Here is a 14,849-nt window from a genome sequence, read left to right as displayed (position 1 = left end):
GCCGCTCCGCTCGGTGGCCGACCGTGCTGTCCGTCGCTTCCCCGCAACTGCTGGGCCGGCGGCCCGAGTTGCACCGGCCGCCGACGCGCGGAGCGGCCGCGGGCATGGTGCCGGCGGGCGCGTCAGTCACGGTGCTCGCCCCGCAGCTGCCAGCCGAGGTGGAAGAGGGTCTGCGCGCCGTAGCGGTCGCGCAGCCGGGAGATGTGGGCGGCGACGGTGCGCTCGCTCACGCCCAGCCGGGTGGCGACGGCCCGTTGGGTGAGGCCCCGGGCGAGCAGCCGGCCGATCCGGACGGTGGTGGCCGAGGGCGGGTCGAGGTGGCGGGCGGCGGGTGCGCCGCGGGCCCAGTCGCGTTCGAACTGGGCGACCAGGTACGCCACGGTGGTGGGGTCGGTGAGGAAGACGGCCCGACCGCGGTCCCCGGCGGCGGGGATGACGGCCACCGCGCGGTCGAAGACCAGCATCCGCTCGTACGGTTCGGCCAGCACCCGGACCTGGGCGCCCCGCCCGGTGCGCAGCGCCACCTGGTCCCGCACGGCGGCGTCGGCGAGGGCGACCGGCTGGTAGACGGCGCGCAGCGAGCAGCCGCGGCGCAGCAGCGAGAGGTCCTGGGCGAGGGCCGTCCGGAGGCCCTCGGGCGGACGCGGTCCGGGCTGGGCGGCCAGGACCTCCTCCCGGCACTCCGCGACCAGGTCGCCGACCCGGCGGCGGACCTCGGCGACGTCGTCGACACGGCCGGCCCCGCAGCCGATGCTCCCGGGACCGACGACCGACGGGCCGACAGCCGACGGACCGACGGCCGAGGGCCCGACAGCCGAGGGCCCGCCGACCGGGTCACCACCGGACGGCGGCCCCGCGACCGGGCGGCGGGCCTCGTCGTAGGCGTGGGCCAGCGGCGCGAGGGCGCCCGGGAGCCGCTCGGCGTACCGCAGCAACCGGACGGCACGGGTGCGCAGTTCGAGGCCGATCCGGTCGCCGAGGGCGCGCGGGCTGGCGGCGGTCCAGCCGGTGGCGGTGGGGGTGAGCAGGCCGCGGGCGACCAGGGCGGCCAGGGTGGGCCGGTCCGCGGGGGCGAGGTCCTCGGGGCGCAGCCGGCCGCCGCGCCGGACGGCGGTCAGGTAGAGGGCCCGCTCCGCCGGCCCCGGCTCATCGGTCATCGCGGGCGCCCCGCATCAGCCAGCCGAGCTGGAAGAGGGTCTGCGCGCCGTAGCGGTCGCGCAGCCGGGAGATGTGGGCGGCGACGGTGCGCTCGCTCAGACCCAGCCGGGTGGCGACGGCGCGCTGGGTGAGGCCGCGGGCGAGCAGCCGGCCGACCCGGTCGGGGACGGTGCGGGCGGGCGCCTGGCCGGCCGCCGACCCGGCGGTGTCGGCCCGCGCCCAGTCGCGTTCGAAGGTGCCGACCAGGTAGGTGATGGTCGCCGGGTCGGTGATGAAGGCGGCGGTGCTGTTGTCGTCGTTGGCGGAGATCACGGCGACGGACCGGTCGAAGACGATCAGCCGCTGGAAGGGCTCGTCGAGCACGCGGATCAGCGAGCCGTGCCGGGTGACCTCCTCGGCGTAGGCGAGGACGGGCGGGTCGGCGAGGGCGACCGGCTGGTAGATGGTGCGCAGCGAGCAGCCGCGCTGGAGCAGTTGGACGTCCTGGAGCAGGGCGACCTGGAGGGTGTCGGCGGGCCGGTGGCCGGGCTGCGCGGTGAGCACCTCGGAGCGGCAGTCGGAGGCCAGTTGGGAGATCCGCTGGCGGATGTGGACGTGCCCCTCGACGTGGACGGCGCCGCCGGCCCGGTCGGTCGGGCGGGGCATCGTGTCGTAGGCCCGGGTGAGGCCGTCCAGGGCGCCCGGGAGGTTCTCCGCGCGGACCAGCAACCGGGTGGCCTCGCTGCGCAGTTCGGCGCCCAGGCGGTCGCTGACCGAGCGCGGACTGACCGCGGTGTAGCAGCGGTCCATCCGGTTGACCATCAACAGGCCGATGTCGATGAGCTGTCGCAGCGCGTCCCGGTCGACGTCGGCGACCTCCGCGGTGGGGACGCGGCCGCCCGCGGCGATGACGGCCAGGTAGAGCTGCCGCGCGGCCTCGTCGGGCTCCTCGCCCACCGGACCGTGGTGCGGTGTGACCGCTGGTTCCGCCGTCACGTCGCACTCTCCCTGCCGGACGCATCTCCCCTGGCGCTGCCCGTGTTCCCCGCCGCGCGGGCCGCGGCACCGGTGGGCCGGGCGGGCCCGCGGCACCGGTGGGCCGGTACGGCGTGATCACGGACCAGGCGGTCACGGTACCGGGTGGGACGGCGGGCCCCCGGGGCCGGGTGCCGTCGCACACCGGTCGTCCGGGGGCCGCCGTCGGTACGCCAGTGCCGAGGCGCTCCCGTCGAGGCGGAGCAGCAACGCCTCGACGGGTCCGGTCGGGGGCCATCACCACACATGGTCCCCGGCCGGGCTCTTCACTCCCCCGTACCGCCGGTGCGGGTTGTCGCACCCGCGGTCCTCGCGAAGAGCCGGTCGCCATCATCAGGCTGCGGTGCCTGGACGACTTGACGTGTCTCCACCCTCACAGTGTGACGGCCGGTGAACAAGTGCCGCCCGAGTGCAGGTTCGCGCAATTGCAGCTATCTGCACCCCGGCGCGGGTGCGGCGGTCCGGGCGGTGGGGCGGATTCCGGTGAACACCGGGGCGGGGGGCGGGTGTCGGCGCCGCCGCCGGCCGGCGCCGCCCGGCCGCCCCGGACCTGCGCGTTCCCGCAGCCGCGGCGTGCTCCCGAACCTCCCGTCCGTGCGTACGGGGCCGAGTCCACCCGCCGCCTCAGCGGGCCAGCAGCCACCTCAGCGGGCCAGCAGCCGCCGCCGCGCCAGCCCGGCCGCGGTGCCGCCCGCGGCGAGCACCCAGGCGCACGCCAGCAGCAGGTACAGGCCGACGGCCAGCCCGCTGAAGCCCCCGAAGCCGGTGTGCCGGGCGAGCGCGGAGGCGCCGGTGACGCAGGTGCCGACCGGGAAGGTGTACGCCCACCAGGTCATCGCGAACGGCATCCCGGCCCGCCGGGCGCGCAGGTTGGCGGTGAGCGCGACGGCCAGCCAGAGCATCGCGACGCCGATCACCGCCACGCCGTACAGCTCGGCGAGGTCGACCATGGCGGGCGCGAGCGCGGGCAGCACCGGCCGGGCGGCGTCGGCGAGCTGGTGGACCGCGGTGACGGACTGGCCGAGCGGGCCGAGCACCAGGAACAGCGAGGGGGTGAGCGCCAGGGCGGGCAGCTTGCTGTGCAGCAGTCCGGTGAACACCACCGGCAGCAGCACCAGGGTGGCCAGCAGGCCGACCCCGAACAGCGCCCAGCAGCCGTACAGCATGGCCTGCTGGGCCGTCCCGGACGGCAGGTGCGGGACGAGCGCGGGGCCGCAGGCGGAGGCGACCAGCGGGGCGACCACCGGCAGCAGCCAGGTCGGGTTGGCCTCCAGGGCGGAGAGCGGGTGCCGGGTGATCATCAGGTACGGGATGCCGCCGGCCACCGCCAGCGCGTACAGGGTGCCGAGGCTCCACAGCACCGCGTCCAGGGCGACGGCCGGGCCGGTGCCGATCACCTGGGAGCCGAGCAGCAGGGTGGCCAGCCCGACCGCCAGCAGCGCCATCGGCGGGCAGCCGTAGAAGACCGCGGTGGCCGGGTTGTCCAGCAGCTGGGCGCGGGCCGCCTCGCGGTGCCTGGTCAGGTGGACCAGCCGGGCACCGGCCAGCACCAGCAGCGCGGCCAGCGCGAGCGCCCACATCACCTCGCCGAAGCCGGTCAGCCCGGGCGGCCGCACCGGCAGGACGGCGGCGCCGTTCGCCAGGATCGCGGTGCCCATCACGGCGGCGTACCAGTTGGGGCCGAGCTGGGCCAGGTCGAACCGGGGGCGGACGGCGGGGCGGGCGAGGGGGCGGATTCCGGCCAGAGTGGACATGCCCCCACCGTCGCCCGGACGCCCGGCGGCCGGTAGCGCCGGGGCTTCTATGGGGGCATAGCCTGAACCTATGGCCCTCTCCCCGCACGTCCCCGAACTCGGCGCCCTGGAACTGCTGCTCGCGGTGGCCCGGCTGGGCAGCGTCGGACGGGCGGCGGCCGAGCTGGGCGTCAGCCAGCCGACCGCCAGCGCCCGGATCAAGGGCATGGAGCGGCAGATCGGCGTCCCGCTGCTGGACCGCTCGCCCCGGGGCAGCCGGCCGACCGAGGCGGGCCGGCTGGTGGTCGAGTGGGCCCGGCAGGTGGTGGAGGCGGCGCAGGCGCTGGACGCCGGGATCGACGCGCTGCGCGAGCGGCGGGACGCCAAGCTGCGGGTGGTGGCCAGCCTGACCGTCGCCGAGTACCTGATGCCCGGCTGGCTGCTCGGCCTGGCCGAGGCCAGCCCGGGGACGGCGGTGACGCTGCGGACGGCGAACTCGGCGGAGGTCGCCGGGCACGTCCTGGCCGGGGACGCCGACCTCGGCTTCGTCGAGGGCCCGGCCACCCCGCCCGGGCTGGCCGGCACGGTGGTGGCAGCCGACCGGCTGGTGGTCGTGGTGGCGCCCGGCCACCCGTGGACGCGCCGCCGCGCCCCGCTGACCGGGGCCGAGCTGGCGGCCGTCCCGCTGGTGCTGCGTGAGCCCGGCTCGGGCACCCGGGAGGTGCTGGAGGCGGCCCTGCGGCCGTACGGGGGCCCGGCCCGGCCCCGGATGGAGCTGGCCTCGTCCACCGCGCTGAAGGCCGCGGCGATGACCGGGGCGGGGCCGGTCTGCCTGAGCGAGCTGGCGGTGCGGGAGGAGCTGGCCACCCGGCGGCTGGTCGAGGTGCCGCTGGCGGAGGAGCTGGACCTGCGGCGGCCGCTGCGCGCGGTCTGGCCGGCCGGGCAGCGGCCGAGCGGCCCGGCCCGGGAGCTGCTCGGGCTGACCAGGCTCTCCGGCGGGCGCCCGCCGGGACACCGGGGCGGAGGCCGGATCGAAAAAGGTTGAGCGGAATAGACTCAACTTAGTGCATGCTGTACGTAGCAGTGCGGTCGAGGCTCCAGGCACTCGGCCGTGTGCGGTGGTACGCGGTACCCGGCAGCAGTGAAGGACGACGAGGGAGGCCCCCCAGCAGTGGACGCCAGCAAGTTCACCACCAAGACGCAGGACGCCCTGTCCGCCGCGATCCGGCAGGCAGGCACGGCCGGCAACCCGGACGTCAGGCCGGTGCACATCCTGATCGCCCTGCTGGAGCAGCCCGAGGGCATCGCCCGGCCCCTGCTGGAGGCGGTCGGGGCCGACGTCGCCCGGATCGACACCGAGGCCCGCCGCCAGGCGGCCGCGCTGCCCAGCGCGATGGGTTCGACGGTCGCCGCGCCGCAGCTCGCCCGGGACACCGTCGCGGTGCTCACCGAGGCCGGCCGGCGCGCGAACGACCTGGACGACCAGTACGTCTCCACCGAGCACCTGATGGTCGGCCTGGCCGCCGAGGGCGGGCAGGTGGCCGAGCTGCTGGTGCAGCAGGGCGCCACGCCGAAGGCGCTGCTGGCCGCGTTCAAGGACGTCCGCGGCAGCGGCCGGGCCACCTCGCCGGACCCGGAGGGCACCTACAAGGCGCTGGAGAAGTACGGCACCGACCTCACCCAGGCCGCCCGGGACGGCAAGCTCGACCCGGTGATCGGCCGCGACCACGAGATCCGCCGGGTGGTCCAGGTGCTCTCCCGCCGGACCAAGAACAACCCGGTGCTGATCGGCGAGCCCGGTGTCGGCAAGACCGCCGTGGTCGAGGGCCTGGCCCAGCGCATCGTGGCCGGCGACGTGCCGGAGTCGCTGCGCGGCAAGCGGCTGGTCGCGCTGGACCTCGGCGCGATGGTCGCGGGCGCCAAGTTCCGCGGCGAGTTCGAGGAGCGGCTGAAGGCCGTCCTGAACGACATCAAGGCCTCCGACGGCCAGGTCGTCACCTTCATCGACGAGCTGCACACCATGGTCGGCGCGGGCGCCGGCGGCGACTCCGCGATGGACGCGGGCAACATGCTCAAGCCGATGCTGGCCCGCGGCGAGCTGCGGATGGTCGGCGCCACCACGCTGGACGAGTACCGCGAGCGGATCGAGAAGGACCCGGCCCTGGAGCGCCGCTTCCAGCAGGTGCTGGTCGGCGAGCCCAGCGTGGAGGACTCGATCGCCATCCTGCGCGGCCTCAAGGGCCGGTACGAGGCGCACCACAAGGTGCAGATCTCGGACGCCGCCCTGGTCGCCGCGGCCACCCTGTCCAACCGCTACATCACCTCCCGCTTCCTGCCCGACAAGGCGATCGACCTGGTCGACGAGGCGGCCTCCCGGCTGCGGATGGAGATCGACTCCTCCCCGGTCGAGATCGACGAACTCCAGCGCGCCGTGGACCGGTTGCGGATGGAGGAGCTGGCCCTGGACAAGGAGTCGGACCCGGCCTCGGTGGACCGGCTGGCCCGGCTGCGGCGCGATCTCGCCGACAAGAACGAGCAGTTGAGCGTGCTGACGGCGCGCTGGGAGCAGGAGAAGAAGAGCCTCAACCGGGTCGGCGAGCTCAAGGAGCGGCTGGACGACCTGCACGGCGCGCTCGAACGCGCCCAGCGCGACGGTGACTTCGAGCGGGCGTCCAAGCTGATGTACGCCGAGATCCCGGCCGCCGAGAAGGAGCTCACCGACGCCCAGGAGCGGGCGGCGGGCGAGGACACCTCCGCCTCGATGGTCAAGGAGGAGGTCGGCCCGGACGACGTGGCCGACGTGGTCGCCTCCTGGACGGGCATCCCGGCGGGCCGGCTGCTGGAGGGCGAGAGCGCCAAACTCCTGCGCATGGAGGACGAGTTGGGCCGACGCCTGATCGGCCAGCGGGAGGCCGTGCAGGCCGTCTCGGACGCGGTGCGGCGCACCCGCTCCGGCATCGCCGACCCGGACCGCCCGACCGGCTCCTTCCTCTTCCTCGGCCCGACCGGCGTCGGCAAGACCGAACTCGCCAAGGCCCTGGCCGACTTCCTGTTCGACGACGAGCGGGCGATGGTCCGGATCGACATGAGCGAGTACGGCGAGAAGCACTCGGTCTCCCGACTGGTCGGCGCCCCGCCCGGGTACGTCGGCTACGAGGAGGGCGGCCAGCTCACCGAGGCGGTCCGCCGCCGCCCGTACAGCGTGGTGCTGCTGGACGAGGTGGAGAAGGCGCACCCGGAGGTCTTCGACGTCCTGCTCCAGGTGCTGGACGACGGGCGGCTCACCGACGGCCAGGGCCGCACGGTGGACTTCCGCAACGCCATCCTGATCCTCACCTCCAACCTGGGCAGCCAGTACCTCGTGGACCCGGCCACCCCGGAGGCGGAGAAGCGGGAGCTGGTGCTGGGCGCCGTCCGGGCCGCGTTCAAGCCGGAGTTCCTCAACCGGCTGGACGACATCGTGGTCTTCGAGCCGCTGGGCACCGGCGAGCTGAGCCGGATCGTCGACCTCCAGGTGGCCCGGCTGGGCGAGCGGCTGCGGGAGCGGCGGCTCACCCTGGAGGTCTCCGAGGCCGCCCGCGACTGGCTGGCGCTCACCGGCTACGACCCGGCGTACGGCGCCCGGCCGCTGCGCCGGCTGGTGCAGTCCGCGATCGGCGACCAGCTGGCCCGGGCGATCCTGTCCGGCGCGGTGCACGACGGGGACACCGTCGTGGTCGAGCTGGACGAGTCGGGCGACCGCCTCACCGTCCGCGGCCGGGGGCCGCTGGAGAAGTAGCGCCGCCGGGCGTCCGGCGCACGGGCCGCTCCCTCCGCTCCGGCGGCGGGGGCGGCCCGTTCCGCTCCCCCCGCCCGTTCCTGTTCCCCCCTCAGTTCCGGACGGTCCGTCGCGGGCCTACCGGCGCGCCGGGCCCGCCTCCCCTCCCGCGCACCCTCCGTGACCGCCGCGCCGTCCACCCCCGTTCGACCGTGCCGGACGGCGCCGGACGACGCCCCGGAGAACACCCGACGAAGATCGACGCACCCCTCGGGTGCCCCTGTGAGCGGAGCCCCGAATGAGGCAGGATGGGAGGTGGAAAGGGCGGCCTCTCATTGCCGGCCACCACGTGCACTGAGGAAGAGGACCCCCATGAGCATCGACCCGTCGTCCATCCCGTCCTTCGGCGTCCCCCAGGGCGGCCAGCCCGGCGGCCAGGGCGGGCGGCCGGCCGGCCCGCCGCCGATCGTCGTCCCGGACCAGAGCCTGGTCGCCCAGCTGCTGGACCAGATGCAGCTCAAGCACGTCGTGGACGAGGAGGGCGACCTCACCGCGCCCTGGGAGGGCTTCCGCGTCTACTACATGTTCCGCGGCGAGCAGAAGGAGCTCTTCGCGGTGCGCGCCTTCTACGACCGCGCGTACCCGCTGGAGAAGAAGGGCGAGATCCTCGACCTGATCGACGAGTGGAACCGCGAGACCCTCTGGCCGAAGGTCTACACCCACACCCACGAGGACGGCGTGGTCCGCCTGATCGGCGAGGCCCAGATGATCATCGGCGCCGGCGTCAACCTGGACTACTTCGTCACCACCACCGCCAACTGGACCCAGGCCTCGGTCGGCTTCGAGCAGTGGATCGTCGAGCGCCTCGGCCTCCAGAACGAGATCGAGGGCGAGGACGGCGAGGGCACCGAGGGCACCGAGGGCACCGACGAGGCCTGATCCCGTCGCCCCACCCCGGCCCGTCCCGGCCCGCCGGCGCCTCCACGCGCTGGCGGGCCGTTCTTGTCCCCGGCTCCCGGCTGTCCCAGGATGGCCCTGACGACGAGCCGTGAGGGAGCCACCGATGGGTACCAGGCCACTGCTGAACCGCCGACTGGACGGGATGGGCACGACGGTCTTCGCCGAGATGTCCGCGCTGGCCACGGCCACCGGCTCGATCAACCTCGGCCAGGGCTTCCCGGACACCGACGGGCCCGAGGAGGTCCGCGAGGCGGCCGTACGGGCCCTGCGCGAGGGCCGCGGCAACCAGTACCCGCCCGGCCCCGGCATCCCGGAGCTGCGCACCGCGATCGCCGAGCACCAGCGGCGCTTCCACGGGCTCTCGTACGACCCGGACACCGAGGTGCTGGTCACCGCCGGTGCCACCGAGGCCATCGCCGCCGCCCTGCTGGCCCTGCTGGAGCCCGGCGACGAGGTGATCGCCCTCGAACCGTTCTACGACTCCTACGCGGCCTGCATCGCGATGGCCGGCGCGGTCCGCGTGCCCCTCACCCTGCGCGCGCCCGACTTCCGCCCCGACCTGGACGAGCTGCGCGCGCTGATCACCCCGCGCACCCGGCTGCTGCTGATCAACACCCCGCACAACCCCACCGGCACCGTCCTCACCGCCGAGGAACTCGCCGCCGTCGCCGCGCTCGCCGTCGAGCACGACCTGCTGGTCGTCACCGACGAGGTCTACGAGCACCTCGTCTTCGGCGCCACCCACCACCCGCTCGCCGCCCTGCCCGGCATGCGCGAGCGCACCGTCTCCATCTCCTCGGCCGGCAAGACCTTCTCCTTCACCGGCTGGAAGGTCGGCTGGGTCACCGCGAGCCCGGCCCTGGTCTCGGCCGTGCGCACCGCGAAGCAGTACCTCACCTACGTCAGCGCCGGCCCGTTCCAGTACGCCGTCGCCGAGGCCCTGCGGCTGCCCGACGGCTACTTCGACAGCCTCCGCGCCGACCTGCTCCGCAAGCGGGACCTGCTGGTCGACGGCCTCACCGCGGCCGGCTTCCGGGCCTTCACCCCCGAGGGCACGTACTTCGTCACCACCGACATCACCCCGCTCGGCGAGAAGGACGGCGTCGAGTTCTGCCGTGCCCTGCCCGGCCGGTGCGGCGTCGTCGCCATCCCGAACGCGGTGTTCTACGACGACGCGGAGGCCGGCCGTAGCCTGGTCCGCTTCACTTTCTGCAAAAAGGACGAGGTCCTCCAGGAGGCCGTGACCCGCCTGCAGCGCCTGTGATCGGCCGCACGCCCCCTCTCGCGCCCTTCGAACAGGGATGCCCGTGATCCGACACCAGTGCTGATGGATCATCAACTCCCTTGATCAGGACGCCTGTTTAGTGTCACGGTGGCTTTCCGACCGCCCCTCCGGCACTCCCCCGCCGACCTCCGCGCCCCGCGTTCGGAGGGCGGCGGTGCGTGATGCACCCGGACAGCGCACACCCGGCGCACACGGCGCACGATCCGGTGACAGGGGCGCGCGCTGTGCAGAGTCGCACATGGGCTCGATCAGAGCCGGGAAGCAGATGTGCTCGAAACGGTGAATGCTTGACAAAGTTGGGTAAATCACCGGCGGACCCGACGTATTCGTGCTTCTCTGCTGCTGAATCTCCAGCCGGAATCCTTCCTTCCACGGTCGGCCGCGCCCAGGGCCGGACAGCCACGAACAGCCTCGCCATCGCCTAGGCCTACTCGATGCTGCTCGGCGGGCGCGCACGGAGCTGAAACGCGGAGCCGAGCATGCTCACCACACTGCAGACCTCCTACACGGACACCCGCGCCGGTGACCTCGCCTGGTGCCTCGGCGGCGAACCGCTGCCCGCTCTCGCCGTCCGCGACCTGAGACTCGACGGATCCGGCCGCCCGGGCACGCCCGGCACCCTCCAGCTGCGCCTGCTGGGCGCCTCCCACCAGGTGGTGATCGACGCGGGCCCCGGCCGCTGTCTGGAGACCGTCGCCTGTCTGCCCGGCCGCCGCACCCCGCTGCCGGCCCGGGTGGCCAAGCAGATCGGCGGCTGGGAGTACGAGTTCGCCGCCCGGATCGAGCTGCTGCCGCCGCACGACTTCGCCGCCCGCGCCCAGGAGCTGCTGGCCCTGGTCGAGGGGCACCCGCGGGGCCTGGCCGGGGTCTTCCCGGGCGACCCGAGCGCCTTCACCGCGCTGGTCACCCAGGGCGGCGCGGACCGGCTGCTCTGGCGCACCTGGCACGCCTACCCGCAGGAGGGGCAGCTGGTCTGCACCCGCTCCTCGCTGGTGGTGTCCGGGGAATGACCCCCCGAAGCCCGGACCGGCGCACCGATCCGGCCGGAGGCCGCCCGGGACAGTCCTGCGAATCGTACGCAGGAACGGTTCGTCAATTCGACGACGTCCACTGTCCGCCGGATGGGCGCAGCCATCCGTCCCGCACGTCCCCTAGCGTTTGTTCGTGATCAACCATCCGGCCGGTCCGCCCGCACGCCCGCGAGTGGACCTCGACGACGGCACCCCGCTCCGGCCCCGGCAAGGCCCCGCCCCACTCCTGCCCGTCCGCCGTCGCTCCCGGCTGCGCTCCCGCCCCCGGCTCGCCCGCCTGACCGTCCTGCTGGCCGCGTTCGTCTGCGCGGCCTGCGGACTCGTCTACGAGCTCGAACTCGTGGCGCTCGGCGACTACCTGCTCGGGGACACGGTCACCCAAACCTCCGTCGTGCTCTCCGTCATGGTGTTCGCGATGGGCCTCGGCTCCCTGCTCGCCAAGCGGCTCACCGGCCGGCCCGCCACCGCCTTCGCCCTGGTCGAGTGCGCGCTCGCGCTCACCGGCGGACTCTCCGTCCTCGCGCTCTACTCCTGCTGGGCCTGGATCGGCCGCTACCAGGCCGCCATGGTCGGCCTCACCTGCCTGATCGGCATCCTGATCGGCGCCGAGATCCCGCTGCTGATGACCCTCATCCAACGGATCCGGCGCGAGGACGCCGGGCGGGCCGTCGCCGACCTGTTCGCCGCCGACTACGTGGGCGCGCTGATCGGCGGCCTCGCCTTCCCGTTCCTGATCCTGCCCACGCTCGGCCCGGGCGACGGCGCCCTGCTCACCGGCGCCGTCAACGCCGTCGCGGGCGGGGCCGTGGTGCTCTGGCTGTTCCGCGAGGAACCCGCCCCCCGGATACGACGGCTGCTCTGGGGCGGCTGCCTGCTGGTCCTCGGCCTGCTCGCGGCGGCCGCGGCCGGCTCCGAGGCCGTCGAGCGCGCCGCGCGGCACGCCCTGTACGGCGACCAGGTCCGCTTCGCGACCCGCAGCCGTACCCAGGAGATCGTGCTCACCGGCCCCGCCGAGGGCCCGCTCCGGCTCTACCTGGACGGCCGGCTCGCGGTCTGCGGGCCCGACGAGTACCGGGGCAGCGAAGGCCTGGTCCACCCCGCCATGGCGGCCGGCCCGGACGCCCGGGTCCTGCTGCTCGGCGGCGGCGACGGGCTCGCCCTGCGGGAGGTGCTGCGGCACCGGGGCGTGCGCACCGTCCGGCTGGTCGACGCCGACCCCGCCCTCCTCCGGCTCGCCCGCACCGACCCCGGGCTCGCCGCCCTCGGCGACCACGCGCTGGACGACCCCCGGGTCCGCGCCACCGCGGCCGACCCGATGGCCTGGCTGCGCGGCGCGGACGCCGCCGGCGGGGACGGGCCGTACGACGTGGTGCTCGCCGACCTGCCGGCGCCGGCCGACGGCGGGCCGGTCAAGTTCCACTCCCAGGAGTTCTACGGCCTCGCCACCCGGCTGCTCTCCCCCGGCGGCCGGATCGCGGTCCGCGCCGGGAGCGACCCGGGCGGGCCGGGCGGACTGGACGGGCCGGACGGGCTGGACGGCCTCTGGCAGATCGAGTCCGGCCTGCGGACGACGGGCCTGCGGACCGCCCCGTACGCCGTCCCCGGCAGCGCCACCGCCGGGTGCCGCCCGGGCCCGCCGGACGGCGCCGAGACCTTCCTCCTCGCCGCCGCCACCCCGCCCCCGCTCACCCTGGCGCCCGACGCCCCACCGCCCCGCGCCCTCACCCCGGACACCCTCCGCACCACGACCACCCGCCTCACCGCCCTCCGCCCCACCCACCCCCCAGCCGCCCTCACCCTCCTCGGCCCCCGCTGAGCCCACGGCGGGGGCCCGCCGTGGCCGGTCGGGGCACGGCCTCATCTCCTCGCCCTCCGCTCAGGCCGCACGTCGGCCAGTCGCGGAGCCGGAAGCCGGGCCTCGCGCAGGAAGTCGATCCGGCCGACTTCCTGCGCGCGGGCCGAACGATGCCGCCGCCGAACGACCAGCCCGAAGCAGAACCGCCCTCACCCTCCTCGGCCCCGCTTCCGCCGCAAGACGGCCGGCCGGGTAGCGGGCAGCCCCCTGCACAGGAAGTCGACCCGGCCGACTTTCCACGCAAGGAACCGCACAGCGCCGCCCTCACCGTGCTCGGCCCCGCTGAGACCCCAGGAGGCGGCCGGTCGGCGAGCGGGCGAGGCCCTGCACAGGAAGTCGGACCGGCCGACTTCCTGCGCGAGGGGCCGAGCGATGCCTCTCCGCATGAACGGCCCGAAGCAGCGGCCGGGCGGAGAGCAACGGGCTGCCGGACACCGTGGGAGTTGTGAAGGGTTCCTGCGAGCAACACAGGGCACCCGGCCCGTGCCCACGCACAGGAAGTCGGCCTGGTCGACTTCCTGTGCGGAGCGGCAGGCCGAGGCAGCAACGAGGACCGAGCAGAACGGGCTGCCGGGCATGGCAGGGCCGGTGCAGGGGCGGCACTCCGGGCGAGCGGGCGAGGCCCCGGCGCAGGAAGTCGGACCGGCCGACTTCCTGCGCGAGGGGCCGAGCGATGCCTCTCCGCGCGAACGGCCCGAAGCGGCGACGAGGAGTGCGAGGAACCGGCCGAGCCGCCCTGCGCCCGGCCGGCTTCCGGTGCGGAGCGGGAGGGGCTGCCGGGCTCCGTAGGTGGTGGGGGGTACAGGCGGGGCGGGGAAAATCTGGTGGTGGTGGGTAGGGACCGTGCGGGGCCCAGTCGGTAGGCTCCGTGACATGGAGCATGAGGTTGTCGTCCCGATGTCCGCCGAGCTGGTGCGGCAGGCCTTGCAGGATCCGGCGCTGCTGGCCCGGAGTGTGCCGGGGCTGAGCACCGAGCCGGCCGCGGTCGGGGCCGGTGCGGCCGAGGAGATCGGCGGCCGGCTCAAGCTGCGGATCGGCGGCTCCACGATCACGTACAAGGGCGTGCTGTCGCTGATCGAGGGCCGGGAGGGCGTGCTGACCGTGCTCGCCGAGGGCGAGGAGGCCCGCGGCAGCGGCGAGGTGACCGCCACCGTCCGGGTCAGCGTCGCGGACGGCGCCGAGGACGGCACCGCGGCGATCCGCTTCACCGGCGACCTGAGCGCCACCGGCCGGCTGACCGAGTTCGACGAGGAGACCCTCGACGCCACCGGCCGCCGCCTGCTGGACCGGTTCGCCGCCGCGCTGGTCGCCCCCGAGGGCGAGCAGCCGCAGGACCAGGAGCAGGACCAGGAGGACGCCGAGCCGGCCGAGTCCGCCGCCACCGGGACCGACGCCGGTGTGGTCTTCATCGAGGACCGCCAGGACCGGCCCGGCGACGACCTGGACGACGACCTCTCCGACCTGATCGCCTTCTCCGACGCCGACGCCGAGCGCTTCGGCCTGCCCATCGGCTCCGCCGACGACGAGGACGAGGACGACGACGTCGAGGGAGCGGGCGAGGACGGCTCCGCCGAGCAGGACGGCGTCGCCGAGGAGCTCCCCGCCGAGCCGCTCTTCGCGTACGAGGAGGAGCCCGCGCTCACCGGCCCGGTGCGCCGCAGCATCGTCGGCCGGTCCGCCGAGGAGGTGGACCACGCCCCGCCGCGCGGCCCGTACGCGCCGGCGCTGCCGGCCCGCAGCGCCCGGGCCCGGGCGGCGTCCCGCTGGGGCGGCGAGGCCGGCGGCATCGTGGTGCCGGGCACCGGCGGCCGCAGCGCGGTGCCGTGGGTGATCGGCGGCTCGGTGGCCCTGCTGGGCGGTGCGGTGGTGCTGGTCAGGGCGCTGCGCCGACGCTGAGCCCGGGGCGCCGGGCCGACGCCCAGGCCCGAGGGCCTGTCTTCACACTCGCGTCTGCGGGGCGCCGCCGGGGCACGCACCTCGCCGCGTTGTCGTCGGTCGCCAATGCTCCGCAGTGGCTCCCTCCTCCGCCTTGCGATGCACGCACCCCAACGCCGCC

10 protein-coding genes are annotated in these 14,849 nt (G+C 75.1%); 7 read left to right on the top strand and 3 right to left on the bottom strand.

Annotated features, from left to right (window positions below; all coding sequences use genetic code 11):
• Positions 1–122: 122 nt before the first annotated feature.
• The 3 genes from ABZW03_RS23660 to ABZW03_RS23650 all read right to left on the bottom strand — a co-directional run bounded on the left by ABZW03_RS23660 (position 123) and on the right by ABZW03_RS23650 (position 3,926).
• The gene (locus ABZW03_RS23660; RefSeq protein WP_355261647.1) at positions 123–1,157 is read right to left on the bottom strand and encodes a helix-turn-helix domain-containing protein; all 1,035 of its coding nucleotides are present in this window, start codon (positions 1,155–1,157) and stop codon (positions 123–125) included.
• A complete protein-coding gene (locus ABZW03_RS23655) occupies positions 1,147–2,133 on the bottom strand; it encodes a LuxR C-terminal-related transcriptional regulator (protein ID WP_355261644.1) in 987 nt (328 codons plus the stop codon). Before ABZW03_RS23655 ends, ABZW03_RS23660 begins: the two co-directional genes overlap by 11 nt.
• Before the next feature lie 683 nt (positions 2,134–2,816).
• Entirely contained in the window at positions 2,817–3,926 is a 1,110-nt protein-coding gene (locus ABZW03_RS23650; protein WP_355261641.1) for a TDT family transporter, read from the bottom strand.
• A 70-nt stretch (positions 3,927–3,996) separates the two neighbouring features.
• Here ABZW03_RS23650 and ABZW03_RS23645 point away from each other — a divergent pair, with 70 nt between their 5' ends.
• The 7 genes from ABZW03_RS23645 (at position 3,997) to ABZW03_RS23615 (ending at position 14,689) form a co-directional block, all read left to right on the top strand.
• Entirely contained in the window at positions 3,997–4,950 is a 954-nt protein-coding gene (locus ABZW03_RS23645; protein ID WP_355261638.1) for a LysR family transcriptional regulator, read from the top strand.
• A gap of 126 nt (positions 4,951–5,076) precedes the next feature.
• Entirely contained in the window at positions 5,077–7,683 is a 2,607-nt protein-coding gene (gene clpB / locus ABZW03_RS23640; RefSeq protein WP_355261635.1) for an ATP-dependent chaperone ClpB, read from the top strand.
• 351 nt (positions 7,684–8,034) lie between these two features.
• Positions 8,035–8,601, top strand: coding sequence for a YbjN domain-containing protein (locus tag ABZW03_RS23635; RefSeq protein WP_355261632.1), 567 nt, complete (start codon positions 8,035–8,037; stop codon positions 8,599–8,601).
• 124 nt (positions 8,602–8,725) lie between these two features.
• Positions 8,726–9,886 carry a pyridoxal phosphate-dependent aminotransferase gene (locus ABZW03_RS23630; RefSeq protein WP_355261629.1) on the top strand — a complete coding sequence of 387 codons (1,161 nt, stop codon included), beginning with the start codon at positions 8,726–8,728 and terminating at the stop codon, positions 9,884–9,886.
• A gap of 500 nt (positions 9,887–10,386) precedes the next feature.
• Positions 10,387–10,917: a DUF2617 family protein gene (locus ABZW03_RS23625; RefSeq protein WP_355261626.1), complete on the top strand. Its 531-nt coding sequence runs from the start codon at positions 10,387–10,389 to the stop codon at positions 10,915–10,917.
• A 271-nt stretch (positions 10,918–11,188) separates the two neighbouring features.
• Positions 11,189–12,754: a polyamine aminopropyltransferase gene (locus ABZW03_RS23620; protein ID WP_355261650.1), complete on the top strand. Its 1,566-nt coding sequence runs from the start codon at positions 11,189–11,191 to the stop codon at positions 12,752–12,754.
• A 912-nt stretch (positions 12,755–13,666) separates the two neighbouring features.
• Complete coding sequence (locus ABZW03_RS23615) at positions 13,667–14,689, top strand: hypothetical protein (protein WP_355261623.1); 1,023 nt, start codon at positions 13,667–13,669, stop codon at positions 14,687–14,689.
• Positions 14,690–14,849: the final 160 nt, after the last annotated feature.

The organism is Kitasatospora sp. NPDC004799 (assembly GCF_040609095.1).
Classification (GTDB): domain Bacteria; phylum Actinomycetota; class Actinomycetes; order Streptomycetales; family Streptomycetaceae; genus Kitasatospora.
This window is presented reverse-complemented; position numbering and strand designations above follow the sequence as displayed.

What these genes read in the sequence shown, in the direction of transcription:
- ABZW03_RS23660 (WP_355261647.1), bottom strand. Translation starts at nt 1,157, where the DNA reads ATGACCGATGAGCCGGGGCCGGCGGAGCGGGCCCTCTACCTGACCGCC.
- ABZW03_RS23650 (WP_355261641.1), bottom strand. Translation starts at nt 3,926, where the DNA reads ATGTCCACTCTGGCCGGAATCCGCCCCCTCGCCCGCCCCGCCGTCCGC.
- ABZW03_RS23645 (WP_355261638.1), top strand. Translation starts at nt 3,997, where the DNA reads ATGGCCCTCTCCCCGCACGTCCCCGAACTCGGCGCCCTGGAACTGCTG.
- ABZW03_RS23635 (WP_355261632.1), top strand. Translation starts at nt 8,035, where the DNA reads ATGAGCATCGACCCGTCGTCCATCCCGTCCTTCGGCGTCCCCCAGGGC.
- ABZW03_RS23630 (WP_355261629.1), top strand. Translation starts at nt 8,726, where the DNA reads ATGGGTACCAGGCCACTGCTGAACCGCCGACTGGACGGGATGGGCACG.
- ABZW03_RS23625 (WP_355261626.1), top strand. Translation starts at nt 10,387, where the DNA reads ATGCTCACCACACTGCAGACCTCCTACACGGACACCCGCGCCGGTGAC.
- ABZW03_RS23615 (WP_355261623.1), top strand. Translation starts at nt 13,667, where the DNA reads ATGGAGCATGAGGTTGTCGTCCCGATGTCCGCCGAGCTGGTGCGGCAG.